The organism is Pseudomonas sp. R2-60-08W (assembly GCF_003852335.1).
In the GTDB taxonomy this organism is placed as follows: Bacteria; Pseudomonadota; Gammaproteobacteria; order Pseudomonadales; family Pseudomonadaceae; genus Aquipseudomonas.
The window spans coordinates 1,460,745-1,473,707 of sequence record NZ_CP027731.1 but is presented as its reverse complement, the minus strand read 5'-3'; the positions used below and the strand labels follow the sequence as shown (position 1 = coordinate 1,473,707).

Sequence of the window (12,963 nt, the reverse complement as noted above, 5' to 3'; positions counted from 1 at the left end):
GTGCAGAGGTCAGCCCAATTTACCTGTTGGGATCAGAGCTCGCCCGGCGCCGCATACTCGAGCGCAGGGTCGATTAAAGTATTGGATTGAAAAAGCGACCTCGGGTCCCCACTTCAAACTTGGACAGTCCGTCTGTTCAAGTTCGTACACCCCAAGGCGGCCTTTTGGCATGACGTTGCACTTTTATTAAACTCAACTCAATTAGGTATAACTGTGACGAAAGATGAACTGCGCGCGGAACTTGAGCGCCAGGAGCAACGTTACAAGGATGTTTACGGCGGGGAAGTCACCACCTACGCCGCCCAGCCTGAGCCGGAACGTAAGCCATGGCGCAAGCGCGCCAGCCTGCTGGACCAGGCATTCGCCCAGGAAATTCAGAAAATCGAGCAGGAACTCAAGACCGAAGAGCCCTGAGTACTCTTTGGGTTGGTCCCAGGGTTTTGCTGCGTCTGCCGGCCCGCCACCGGACGAGGGCAGCACGCATTAGCCGCCGCTGGTCGGCGCCCTACTGCCGCCAACGAATTTTCATACAAATGTTTCACACATGACGTTTTCGTGACGAAACCGTGTCTTTTCGCGCCCCGGCGTTAAAAATCAAAGACTTGCCAAAGCCCCGAAAACCCTGGGATACGCCCGTTTCCAGCGGTTTTTTTCCAAGTAGATTGTTACCGATGAGCAGCTAATGCATCGATTACTGAGGTTTTCTGGCATAATCGCGCCCCCTTACGACCGGGTCAGAAAACCTTCATGATCGATTTATTCAGCGGACTGGATGCTTGGGTTCTAGTGAGCCTGTTGCTCGCCCTGGCCTTTGTCCTCGCCTTCGAGTTCATCAATGGCTTTCATGACACCGCTAACGCGGTGGCCACAGTCATCTATACCAAAGCCATGCCGCCACACCTGGCGGTGTTCTTCTCCGGGGTGTTCAATTTCCTCGGCGTGCTGCTCGGTGGTGTGGGTGTCGCCTACGCCATCGTGCATTTGCTGCCGGTGGAGTTGCTGATCAATGTGAACACCGGCCATGGTCTGGCGATGGTCTTCTCGTTGTTGGCGGCGGCAATCACCTGGAACCTGGGCACCTGGTACTTCGGGATCCCGGCCTCCAGCTCCCACACCCTGATCGGCTCGATCCTCGGCGTGGGCCTGGCCAACGCCCTGATCAACGATATTCCCCTGGCTGACGGTGTGAACTGGCAGAAAGCGATCGATATCGGTGCGTCCCTGGTGTTCTCGCCGATGGCCGGTTTCCTGGTCGCAGCCCTGGTGCTGATCGGCCTGAAGTGGTGGCGCCCGCTGTCGAAGATGCACAAGACCCCGGACCAACGCCGCAAGCTTGATGACAAGAAGCACCCGCCGTTCTGGAACCGCCTGGTCCTGGTGATTTCCGCCATGGCCGTGAGCTTCGTACACGGCTCCAACGATGGGCAGAAAGGTATCGGCCTGATCATGCTGGTGCTGATCGGTATCGTGCCGGCGCAGTTCGTGCTCGACCTGGGCAGCACCACCTACCAGATCGAACGGACCCGCGACGCCACTGTGCATCTGAGCCAGTTCTACCAGCGCAACAACGCCACCCTTGGCGAGTTCCTGGCACTGGGCAAAAGCGTGAAGGACGACCTGCCGGGCAAGTTCCAGTGCAACCCGCAGCAGACCGAGCCGACCATCAACGCGCTCGTTGACACGCTCAAAGGTGTGTCCGACTACCACTCGTTGAATGCCGACCAGCGCATTGAAGTGCGTCGCTACCTGCTCTGCCTGGACGATACCGCGAAGAAAGTCGGCAAGCTGCCTGGCCTGGATGCGCGTGAGAAGTCCGACCTCGACAAGCTGCGCAAAGACCTGACCGCCACGACCGAATACGCGCCGTTCTGGGTGATCCTCGCGGTCGCACTGGCCCTGGGCCTGGGCACTATGGTGGGCTGGAAACGCGTGGTACTGACCATCGGTGAGAAGATCGGCAAGCAAGGCATGACCTATGCCCAGGGCATGTCGGCGCAGATCACCACAGCCACCATGATCGGCTTTGCCAATATCTTCGCCCTGCCGGTGTCCACCACCCACGTGTTGTCTTCTGGCGTGGCCGGTACCATGGTCGCCAACAAAAGCGGCCTGCAAGGCGGCACGGTCAAGACCATCCTGATGGCGTGGGTGCTGACCCTGCCGGCAACCGTAGGCCTCTCGGCCGGGTTGTTCTGGCTGGCGTCCAAGGCGCTGGGCAGCTGATAGCGGCCTGCAATGAACAAGGTGCGATTCGCGAGAATCGCACCTTTTTTATGGCCCTGATGATCATTCCCACGCTCTGCGTGGGAATGCGCCCCGTGACGCTCCGCGTCACCCATGCGCAGGCCTCAACAGCGGACGCGGAGCGCCCGAGGCGGCATTCCCACGCAGAGCGTGGGAACGATCGGCCAAAAAAAAAGGCGACCGAAGTCGCCCAAAATGCCTTGCGTGCCCTGTAACCCGGAAAAACTTATGGTTTTTTACGCTTGTGTGCGTCTTTCCAGATAAAAATGCCAAACCCTACAAAAAACAGCACCATGAGGCTTACGGTCAGCACTCCGGCAAATACCACATTATCGATAAACATGACCGGCCTCCTGCACTTGCCCTGTTGCGATAGGGCTAAGTTAATCGAGAAGGCGGATTGGAAAATTGACGGGGATCAATGTCGCCCTCGACGGGGCGTAAAGAAAGGCAATAACTGACCTGCATCAATGGAGGCCAGTTGATTCAACGTTTTTTCGGCTTGTTCTTCGATTTCTTCTTGGCTTTACCCAGGGGCATGGCCTGTTCAAACGCCTGGCGCACTTCATTCAGGCGTTTGTCATTGAGATCATGCACACGCTTGGCGCGCTCGGCATTCAGGTCGATCAGCTTGTCATCATCACTCATGGCTTGGCTTACGTTATGGCGGGAATGTCGCAATAATGCGGCCTCCTCCGCTCGACCGCAAATCAGCTGGCGATCAAACCTCGATATCCACCCACAGGCCCTGGCGCGGCGCGTCTTCAATCAGCGGCGCCACGGGGACAGTATTGTCGGCATTGAGCAGATCGCCGGGGATCGGCAGGTGCTGCTCGGGATCCTCGCTGGCTTCACGCTGACGCTTTTGCTGCTCTTGCTGACGGCGCTGTTCTTCGCGCAGCAGAAAGGTCGATTGCTCGGCATCGCCTTTTTTCAGGTCGATGGTGCTCTCGTTGGAGCCTTGTTGAACCGGCACCACGGGCGGAATATCCGGCTTCTGGCGTACCGGATCGAGTTGTGACGTGACCGGCACAACGCTGACGGGCAGCATGGGTGGCAACATAATCTTGATTCTCCTGGTCAACAGGCTGTCGGCGCGCCCCAGGGCGACTTGAACATTGGCTGGCCAAGCTGTGACCCAGTCGACACTTATGAGTGCCCGCCACCCGTCGATTCGGCCTGCGGGCCTGGACGCTGACGCAGTAGTTTTTGTCAGAGTACTTTTTGTCGGAGTACTTTTTGTCGGAGTCCTTGGGCGTGAGGCCTTGTTCCGTTAAGATAGTCGGCTTTTTCACGGCGGGAGTCAGGCAGCATGGCGCAGCAGTATCAACCGGGGCAACGCTGGATTAGTGACAGCGAAGCAGAGCTGGGGTTAGGCACCGTTCTGGCACAGGACGGCCGCTTGTTGACCGTGCTCTATCCGGCCACTGGCGACACCCGCCAGTATGCGCTACGGAATGCGCCCCTCACCCGCGTGAGGTTTTCGCCGGGCGACAGCATCACCCATTTCGAAGGCTGGAAGATGACCGTGCAGGAAGTCGACGACGTCGACGGCCTGCTGGTGTACCACGGCCTCAACGGGCAGAACGAACAGGTCACCCTGCCGGAAACCCAACTGTCCAACTTCATCCAGTTCCGCCTCGCCAGCGACCGCCTGTTCGCCGGGCAGATCGACCCGCTGGCCTGGTTCTCGCTGCGCTACCACACCCTGGAACACACCAGTCGCCAATTGCAGTCCGCACTGTGGGGCCTGGGCGGCGTGCGTGCGCAACCTATCGCGCACCAACTGCACATCGCCCGTGAAGTCGCTGACCGTATCGCGCCACGGGTATTGCTCGCCGACGAAGTGGGCCTGGGCAAGACCATCGAAGCCGGCCTGGTGATCCATCGTCAACTGCTGTCGGGCCGTGCCAGCCGCGTGCTGATCCTGGTCCCGGAAAACCTGCAGCACCAGTGGCTGGTGGAAATGCGCCGGCGCTTCAACCTGCAGGTTGCGCTGTTCGACGAAGAGCGCTTTATCGAAAGCGATGCCACCAACCCGTTCGAAGACACTCAGCTGGCGCTGGTCGCCCTGGAATGGCTGGTGGACGACGAGAAGGCCCAGGACGCGCTGTTCGCGGCCGGTTGGGACCTGCTGGTGGTCGACGAAGCCCACCACCTGGTGTGGCACGAAGAAAAAGCCAGCGCCGAGTACTCGCTGGTCGAGCAACTCGCCGAAGTGATTCCCGGCGTGCTGCTGCTCACCGCTACGCCGGAACAACTGGGCCAGGACAGCCACTTCGCGCGCCTGCGCCTGCTCGACCCGAACCGTTTCCACGACCTGCACGCCTTCCGCGCCGAGAGCGAGAACTACCGCCCGGTGGCCGAAGCCGTGCAGGAGCTGCTGGACAAGGGCCGCTTGTCGCCCGCCGCGCACAAAACCATCCAGGGTTTCCTCGGCAATGAAGGCGAAGCCTTGCTTACCGCCGTCAACGATGGCGACAGCGAGGCCAGCGCGCGCCTGGTGCGTGAACTGCTCGACCGCCACGGCACCGGCCGCGTGCTGTTTCGCAACACCCGCGCCGCCGTGCAGGGGTTCCCCGAGCGTAAACTGCACGCCTACCCGCTGCCGAACCCAGACGAATACATGGAGTTGCCCCTGGGCGAACATGCCGAGCTGTATCCGGAAGTCAGCTTCCAGTCGCAGCCGGACATCGAGGAAGACAACCGCTGGTGGCGCTTCGACCCGCGCGTCGAGTGGCTGATCGACCAGCTGAAAATGCTCAAGCGCACCAAGGTCCTGGTGATCTGCGCCCACGCCGAAACCGCCATGGACCTGGAAGACGCGCTGCGCGTACGCTCCGGCATTCCGGCCACGGTGTTCCACGAAGGCATGAATATCCTCGAGCGCGACCGCGCCGCGGCCTACTTCGCGGATGAAGAGTTCGGCGCCCAGGTGTTGATCTGTTCGGAAATCGGCAGTGAAGGCCGTAACTTCCAGTTCTCCCACCACCTGGTGCTGTTCGACCTGCCGTCGCACCCCGACCTGCTGGAACAGCGCATCGGCCGCCTGGACCGGATCGGCCAGAAACACGTGATCGAACTGCACGTGCCATACCTGGAAACCAGCCCGCAAGAGCGCCTGTTCCAGTGGTACCACGAAGCGCTGAACGCGTTCCTCAATACCTGCCCGACCGGCAACGCCTTGCAGCATCAGTTCGGCCCGCGCCTGCTGCCGCTGCTGGAAAACGCCGACGACGGCGAATGGCAGGCCCTGATCGACGAAGCCCGTGCCGAGCGCGAGCGCCTGGAGCAGGAGCTGCACACCGGGCGCGATCGTTTGCTGGAGCTCAACTCTGGCGGCGCCGGTGAAGGCGATGCGCTGGTCGAAGACATCCTCGAGCAAGACGACCAGTTCGCCCTGCCGATCTATATGGAAACCCTGTTCGACGCCTTCGGCATCGACAGCGAAGACCATTCGGAAAACGCGCTGATCCTCAAGCCCAGCGAGAAGATGCTCGACGCCAGCTTCCCCCTGGGCGACGACGAAGGTGTGACCATCACCTACGACCGTAACCAGGCGCTGTCCCGTGAAGACATGCAGTTCATCACCTGGGAACACCCGATGGTGCAAGGCGGCATGGACCTGGTGCTGTCCGGTTCCATGGGCAATACCGCTGTGGCGCTGATCAAGAACAAGGCGCTCAAGCCGGGCACCGTATTGCTCGAACTGCTGTATGTCAGCGAAGTGGTTGCCCCGCGCTCGCTGCAACTGGGTCGCTACCTGCCACCGGCAGCGCTGCGCTGCCTGCTGGATGCCAACGGCAATGACCTGTCCGGCCGAGTGTCGTTCGTGACCTTGAACGAGCAGTTGGAAAGCGTGCCCCGGGCCAGCGCCAACAAATTCGTGCAGGCCCAGCGCGACCAATTGACGCCGCGCATCAATGCCGGCGAAGAGAAAATCGCCCCGCGTCACGCCGAACGTGTGGCCGAGGCCAAGCGTCGCCTGGCGGCAGACACTGACGAAGAGCTGGCGCGCTTGACCGCGCTGCAAGCGGTCAACCCGACCGTGCGCGACAGTGAACTGGTCGCCCTGCGCAACCAGCGCGAGCAAGGCCTGGCCATGCTCGACAAGGCGGCGTTGCGACTGGAAGCGATTCGGGTGTTGGTCGCGGGCTGATCCTGCGCTGAATGAGAGAGGCCCGCGCAATGCGGGCCTTTTTTATTCACTGGCAAATGGCTGTGGCTGTAAGGGCCTCATCGGGGGCAAGCCCCCTCCCACACTCGAATGTATTCACAGTTCAAATGTGGGAGGGGGCCTTGCCCCCGATAGAGTCACCGCGATCTCAAGCCGTAGCCAACGCCGGCACCTCCACCGCACTTAACCCCTCTTTCATCCGCTTGGCATCGCGCACAAAACTGCGCGACGCCTGGAATAGAAACAGCATGGTCAGGAACAACGCCACCGGAATCAGGTACATGGCGTCGTGCAAACCTACAGCCTTGTATGCCTCGGTCATCTGCTCGGCCCCCGCCGCATACATCGCCGCATGCGCAAAGTGATCAGACAGGCCGCCCACCACAATCGGCCCCATGCCCCCGCCCAGCAGATACAAGCCGGCAAAGAACAACGCCATCGCCGTGGCCCGCAGGCGCGGTTCAACCACGTCCTGGATTGCCGTGTACACGCAGGTATAGAAGTTATAGGCAAACAACCAGCCCACGCTGAACAGCGCGACGAACACGCCGATCTCGATCCGCCCGGCATGCAATGCCCAGGCGGTGGTGAGCGTGGAGATGATCAGACTGCACGCGGCAAACAGCAGCCGGCCATTGGCGACCCGCTGATGGATCTTGTCGGCGATCCAGCCGCCCAGGGTCAGGCCCACCAGGCCGGTCACACCGACGATGACACCGGTGGCCACCGCTGCGTCCTGCAACGGCATCAGGAAGTAACGTTGCAGCATCGGCACCAGGAACGAGTTGCACGCATAGGTGGCGAAGTTGAAGCACAGCCCGGCCAGCACCAGCCACAGGAAGGTCGGCACCGCAAGTACGCGGCGGATCGGACGGTCGACGCGTTCCTGGGGCACTTGCACCGTTTCCGCCGCGCCGCGTTTGGGCTCCTTGATGTAGAACATGAATACCGCGAGGATCAGCCCCGGTACGGCGGCAATAAAGAACGGCGCACGCCAGCTGTCGAACGCCTTGACCATCCAGCCGATGGTGAAGAACGCCAGCAGCAAGCCCAACGGCAGGCCCAGCATGAAAATGCCCATGGCGCGCGCGCGGCGGTGGGCGGGAAACAGATCGCCAATCAATGAATTGGCGGCGGGGGCATAGCTGGCTTCCCCGATGCCAATGCCCATGCGCACCACCAGGAAGCTCCAGAAACTGCCGGCCAGGCCATTGAGCGCAGTCAGTCCGCTCCAGGCAAACAAGCCCCAGCCCATCAATTTGCTGCGCGAGCCGGTATCGGCCAGGCGCCCCAGCGGTAGCCCGGCGATGGCATAGACGATGGTGAAAGAGGTGCCGATGATGCCGAGCTGAAAGTCGCTCAGGCGCCATTCCATGCGGATCGGCTCGATGATGATCGCGGGAATGGTTCGGTCGAAGAAGTTGAACAGGTTGGCGAGGAACAGCAGGAACAGAATGCGCCAGGCATTCGCCGCTTGGGTCGAGTTCTGCATGGGTCCGTCTCTTTTATTGTTATGAGAGCTGCGATGCCCACTGCATCCTGCTCAGGTATCTGCAACATAGTCAGGCTGGCGGCGCTTGTCTGTAATGATTCGTAAAGCTGATAGGACGTGATTTCACCCGGCATTACGGGGCTTTCCCTACAAAAATATATGTGTGCGCCCCCCTTCCCAATGGCCAGCGCCCGGATAGAATGGCGAGCCTTCCCGCAGTCCCCCCTTACCTATCCTTAATCGATGACGCCCATGTCCGAAGCCAGTCCGTGTCTGAATTGCGGTGCCTGCTGTTCATACTTTCGTGTGTCTTTCTTCTGGGGCGAGTGCGCCTCATCGGGTGGCACCGTGCCCGATGACCTGGTAGTGCAGATCAACCCCACCCGCGTGGCGATGATCGGCACCGACCAGAAGCCCGCACGCTGCTGCAGCCTCGAGGGTGAAGTGGGCAAAGGCACGCGCTGTTCAATTTATGAACAGCGCTCAAGCCCCTGCCGCGAGTTCGACGCCTCCTGGAGCCAGGGCGTGCAGAACGCCGATTGCGATGCTGCCCGTGCCGCCTTCGGCCTGGCGCCGCTCGACGAGCCGCTTTTTGAGCTGGATTTGCCCATCAGCGCTTAGCATCAAACGCTATGACTGGCATGCAAAAAGAGTTGTATCAAAGTGCCATTATTCCTGGCAAATCCCGCGAGGCTTCTATACTCGACCTCATAGGTCATCGCCTGAGGCAATGACGCGACACTATGACGGGACACGCTATGGAATGGCTGGGACTGCACTTTTTCACCGACCTTCCAGACAACGGGCACTTATTACTCAATTGCAGTCATAACCCCTTTCTGGTGCTGCTGGCGTACCTGGTCGCCTGCGCGGCCGGCTTTGGCACGCTGGACATGGCCGAGCGCGTCGGTCATGTCGAAGACCCCACCGCCCGCCGTCGCTGGTGTTGGTTGGGCGCCGGTTGCCTGGCGGGCGGTATTTGGTCGACCCACTTCATCAGCATGCTGGCATTCCAGGCCCCCGTCGCCATTCATTACGAATTGCTGATGACCTTCGCCTCGTTGGTGATTGCCCTGATCGCTTCGCTGTTCGCCATGCAAACCCTCAGTCATGCGCACCTGCGGCTCCATCAATACCTGCTGGCCTCGGTGTGGATGGGACTGGGTATCGCGCTGATGCACTACGTCGGCATGTCAGCCATGCGCTCCCAGGCCCAGGCCTACTTCGACTCCGGGCTGCTCATGGCCTCGGTCGCGATTGCCATCGGCGCGAGCCTGGCAGCGTTGTTGTTGTCGAGCTACCTGCGCGACGGTACCGGCGTGTTTCATCAATTGCTCAAGTACGCCGCCAGCCTGGTGCTGGGCGCCGGCATCCTGAGCATGCATTTCACCGGCATGGCGGCCATGCAAATGCTGATACCGGACGGGGCGGATCTGTCGTTGCCCGTCGATAACAATCCGCTGCAACTGAGCCTGTCGGTGGCCACGATCACCTTGCTGGTTATCGGCAGCAGCATCAGCGCAGCGTTGGCCGACAAAAAGCTGCAGCACAAGGAACGCGATTTGCGCCGGGTCAACGCACTGCTCAGCGAGCTGGACCAGGCCCGAGCCTCGTTGCAACAGGTGGCCCATTACGACGCGCTGACCAGCTTGCTCAACCGGCGTGGCTTCAACCAGATCTTCGCGGAAAAGGTCGCGGAAAAAACCGCGACCTGCGGCATGATGGCGGTGATCTTCCTCGACATCGATCATTTCAAGCGCATCAACGACAGCCTTGGGCATGATGCCGGTGACCAGTTGCTCTCCGTGCTGGCCAGCCATATCAAAGGCTCGGTACGCAGCCATGCCGATGTGGTCGCGCGTTTTGGCGGGGATGAATTCTGCATTTTGATCAATATCCATCATCGCGACGAAGCGCGGCACATGGCCCAGCGCATCATGCAAAAAATGAAAGAACCCATCGAGTTGGCAGGCCGGCGCATGGTCATGACTACCAGCATCGGTATCAGCCTGTTTCCCGACGATGGCCAAACCTGTGAAGAACTGCTGAAAACCGCCGACTTGGCGCTTTACCAGTCCAAGGATGCTGGCCGCAATAGCCTGCACTTCTTCAGCTCCAACCTCAAAACCCGCGCTTTCCTTGAGCTGCAACTTGAAGAGCAACTGCGCGCGGCCCTGCGCGGGCGCAATGAGTTGGTGTTGTTTTATCAGCCGATCTTCGACATGAAGCTCGGCAAGGTCACGCGCCTGGAGGCCCTGGTGCGTTGGCAGCACCCACAACATGGGTTGCTGGCGCCGGACCGGTTTATCGGGATTGCCGAGAATAACGGCTTGATTGCCGAACTGGACCACTGGGTATTGCGCCAGGCCTGTCATGACTTGAGCCTGTTGTCTGATCGCGGCTATAGCGAGTTGACCATGGCCGTGAATTGCTCGGCCCTGAACCTGGCCCGTGATGAACTGGCGGATGAAATCGAAGCGGCCCTGCGCTTTGCCGGCATTGCTGCCAATCGCCTGGAGCTGGAAGTCACCGAAAACGCGTTGATGGGCAATATCAGCAGCACCCTGGCCCTGTTGCGGCAAATCCGCGCCTTGGGTGTATCCCTGGCGATCGATGACTTCGGCACCGGCTATTCATCCCTGGCCTACCTCAAGCGCCTGCCGCTCAACACCTTGAAGATCGACCGGTCGTTTATCCAGGACATACCCAGGTCCACCGCCGACAGCGAAATTGTCCAGGCCATCATTGCCATGGCTCATACGTTGCACCTGGAGGTGGTGACCGAAGGGGTGGAAACCCAGGCGCAATTCGAGCTGTTGCAGCAGCATGGCTGCGATTTCATTCAGGGTTATTTGCTGAGCCCGGCGGTGGCCCTCAGCGACATCATTGGCGTCATGCAAGGCATGCAGATACGCAACCCACTCCACACATTCAGCGCAGACGGTAATAAAGAGGCGCCGCCGCCAAAAGAACCTGCCCCGGCGTGCATCAGCCCGCCTTCAGTTGTCAGGCCCATCCGCTGACGTGGCAGGCTGCCAGTAGTCAGGCGCCAATACCTTGAAACAATTTCCCAGCCGTTACGCCAGCGCTCCAACTGTTCCCGTGACGTTAACGTCACCGTCACCTGTGACCTTTCTCTACGGCAACGTGCCATCACGGCGGAAGCGGTTACTCCGCTACACACTTGCGCAGGCGCGAGCCGTGCACCTATTTGGCTCAATGATTTCTTACGCTGCCCTTTCCTGGATCAAAATCCACGGCGAGACCACCACCGCCCACAGGCTCGGGTCACGCGTGACCAAGTCCACCGCCCGCGTCGCAGACACTTCGCTAAGACTCCCCGCAGCCAGCCAGGCAGCGACTTTCTCGCGATTGTCTTCGGCCATCGCTTCGGCCGCTTCGATCAAATCCAGGCCGGCGTCGACCCACAATAGGGCACCCTTGGCAAAGAACGGTTCAAGCTCCTTCCAGGAAATTTCGGCGGTTTCACCGAGCAGCTTGGCATAGAGGGTGCTAGGTTCTTGCGTCATGGGAGTTCACCTGAGTAAAAAATCGGCGCAATCATAACGTCGTGTCTCAGTTGGAAAAACCCAGTAGCAAATAAGCTAGCGATTGAAAGTGTCGGAAAAGCCAAGGAATGCTCGAAAGACTGGCATTACCCCGCCGCAATTCTGTCTTTTTCTTTCATTTAAGCGACACAACTCGGTTTTGCCCCCAGCAGCCAGCTTTCCAAGCGATCAACCGGCGCTCTACACTGTACCGGTACAGTTGCCAGGGCATCGCCGGGGGATATCCGAGATATCTGATCCGGTTCTGCAGCTCACAAGGCCGCTAGAACTATAAAAAATACAACAGTAAGAGTGGAGCACTATGAATAAGGCTACTAAGCAGATTTCCAAACTGTTTGCCGCTATGGTCCTGGCTGGGGTTGCCGGCCATTCGTTCGCAGCCGACACCATCAAGATCGGCATCGCCGGCCCCAAGACCGGGCCTGTAACGCAATATGGCGACATGCAATTCATGGGTGCCAAGCAGGCCATCGCCGACATCAACGCCAAGGGCGGCGTCGACGGCAAAATGCTTGAAGCCAAGGAATACGACGACGCGTGCGATCCGAAGCAAGCCGTTGCCGTCGCCAACAAAGTGGTCAACGATGGCGTCAAGTTCGTGGTCGGTCACCTTTGCTCCAGCTCCACTCAGCCAGCCTCGGATATCTATGAAGACGAAGGCGTCATCATGATTACCCCGGCGGCCACCAGCCCGGAAATCACCGCCCGTGGCTACAAGCTGATCTTCCGCACCATCGGCCTGGACAGCGCCCAGGGCCCGGCGGCCGGCAACTACATCGCCGACCACGTCAAGCCGAAGATCGTTGCCGTACTGCACGACAAGCAGCAATACGGTGAAGGCATCGCCACCGCCGTCAAGCAAACCCTCGAGAAGAAAGGCACCAAGGTTGCCGTCTTCGAAGGCCTGAACGCCGGTGACAAGGACTTCTCCTCGGTCATCCAGAAACTCAAGCAAGCCAACGTCGACTTCGTCTACTACGGCGGCTACCACCCTGAGCTGGGCCTGATCCTGCGCCAAGCCAAGGAAAAAGGCCTGAACGCCAAGTTCATGGGCCCAGAGGGCGTCGGCAACGACTCCATCTCGCAAATCGCCCAGGGCGCTTCCGAAGGCCTGCTGGTGACCCTGCCTAAATCCTTCGACACCGACCCGGCCAACAAAGCCATCGTTGAAGAGTTCGCCAAGAACAAGCAGGACCCAACCGGTCCGTTCGTGTTCCCGGCCTACTCGGCCATCGAAGTGATCGCCGGCGGCATCAAGGCTGCCAAGAGCGAAGACACCGCCAAGGTGGCCGAGGCCATCCACGCGGGTACCTTCAAGACCCCGACTGGCGAGCTGAGCTTCGACGCCAAGGGCGACCTGAAGGACTTCAAATTCGTGGTCTACGAATGGCACTTCGGCAAACCAAAAACCGAAGTATCCCCTCAGTAAGCCAGGCATTACTGGTCAACAAGCCCACTGTGAAAGCAGTGGGTTTTGTTTT

At 59.9% G+C, this 12,963-nt stretch carries 11 protein-coding genes; 6 read left to right on the top strand and 5 right to left on the bottom strand.

Annotated elements, in window-relative coordinates:
- Positions 1 to 213 precede the first annotated feature (213 nt).
- Both C4J90_RS06610 and C4J90_RS06605 read left to right on the top strand, forming a co-directional pair.
- Entirely contained in the window at positions 214 to 414 is a 201-nt protein-coding gene (locus tag C4J90_RS06610; RefSeq protein ID WP_003189295.1) for a hypothetical protein, read from the top strand.
- A 333-nt stretch (positions 415 to 747) separates the two neighbouring features.
- The gene (locus C4J90_RS06605) at positions 748 to 2,223 is read left to right on the top strand and encodes an inorganic phosphate transporter (protein ID WP_124361665.1); all 1,476 of its coding nucleotides are present in this window, start codon (positions 748 to 750) and stop codon (positions 2,221 to 2,223) included.
- Positions 2,224 to 2,470: 247 nt separating this feature from the next.
- On the opposite strand, the gene ccoM is transcribed toward C4J90_RS06605, so the two are convergent.
- From ccoM to C4J90_RS06595, 3 genes are all read right to left on the bottom strand, one after another.
- On the bottom strand, positions 2,471 to 2,587 hold the full coding sequence (gene ccoM / locus C4J90_RS27285) for a cytochrome c oxidase subunit CcoM (protein ID WP_034096309.1): 117 nt from the start codon (positions 2,585 to 2,587) through the stop codon (positions 2,471 to 2,473).
- A 143-nt stretch (positions 2,588 to 2,730) separates the two neighbouring features.
- Complete coding sequence (locus C4J90_RS26840; RefSeq protein ID WP_090408332.1) at positions 2,731 to 2,892, bottom strand: hypothetical protein; 162 nt, start codon at positions 2,890 to 2,892, stop codon at positions 2,731 to 2,733.
- A 73-nt stretch (positions 2,893 to 2,965) separates the two neighbouring features.
- A complete protein-coding gene (locus C4J90_RS06595; RefSeq protein WP_124361664.1) occupies positions 2,966 to 3,307 on the bottom strand; it encodes an aspartate-semialdehyde dehydrogenase in 342 nt (113 codons plus the stop codon).
- Positions 3,308 to 3,556: 249 nt separating this feature from the next.
- Between C4J90_RS06595 and rapA the strand changes: the two genes are divergently transcribed.
- Positions 3,557 to 6,403: an RNA polymerase-associated protein RapA gene (gene rapA / locus C4J90_RS06590; protein WP_124361663.1), complete on the top strand. Its 2,847-nt coding sequence runs from the start codon at positions 3,557 to 3,559 to the stop codon at positions 6,401 to 6,403.
- A gap of 166 nt (positions 6,404 to 6,569) precedes the next feature.
- Here the strand turns inward: rapA and C4J90_RS06585 are convergent, their stop codons facing one another.
- Positions 6,570 to 7,913, bottom strand: a complete 1,344-nt coding sequence (locus C4J90_RS06585) for an MFS transporter (protein WP_124419455.1) — start codon at positions 7,911 to 7,913, stop codon at positions 6,570 to 6,572.
- Between the two features lie 252 nt (positions 7,914 to 8,165).
- Here C4J90_RS06585 and C4J90_RS06580 point away from each other — a divergent pair, with 252 nt between their 5' ends.
- On the top strand, positions 8,166 to 8,534 hold the full coding sequence (locus tag C4J90_RS06580; protein ID WP_124361661.1) for a YkgJ family cysteine cluster protein: 369 nt from the start codon (positions 8,166 to 8,168) through the stop codon (positions 8,532 to 8,534).
- 137 nt (positions 8,535 to 8,671) lie between these two features.
- Complete coding sequence (locus tag C4J90_RS06575) at positions 8,672 to 10,936, top strand: bifunctional diguanylate cyclase/phosphodiesterase (RefSeq protein WP_124419454.1); 2,265 nt, start codon at positions 8,672 to 8,674, stop codon at positions 10,934 to 10,936.
- A 204-nt stretch (positions 10,937 to 11,140) separates the two neighbouring features.
- Here C4J90_RS06575 and C4J90_RS06570 read toward each other — a convergent pair whose 3' ends face one another.
- A complete protein-coding gene (locus tag C4J90_RS06570) occupies positions 11,141 to 11,443 on the bottom strand; it encodes a DUF2288 domain-containing protein (RefSeq protein WP_124419453.1) in 303 nt (100 codons plus the stop codon).
- 340 nt (positions 11,444 to 11,783) lie between these two features.
- Between C4J90_RS06570 and C4J90_RS06565 the strand changes: the two genes are divergently transcribed.
- Entirely contained in the window at positions 11,784 to 12,911 is a 1,128-nt protein-coding gene (locus C4J90_RS06565) for a branched-chain amino acid ABC transporter substrate-binding protein (protein ID WP_124361658.1), read from the top strand.
- Positions 12,912 to 12,963 lie beyond the last annotated feature (52 nt).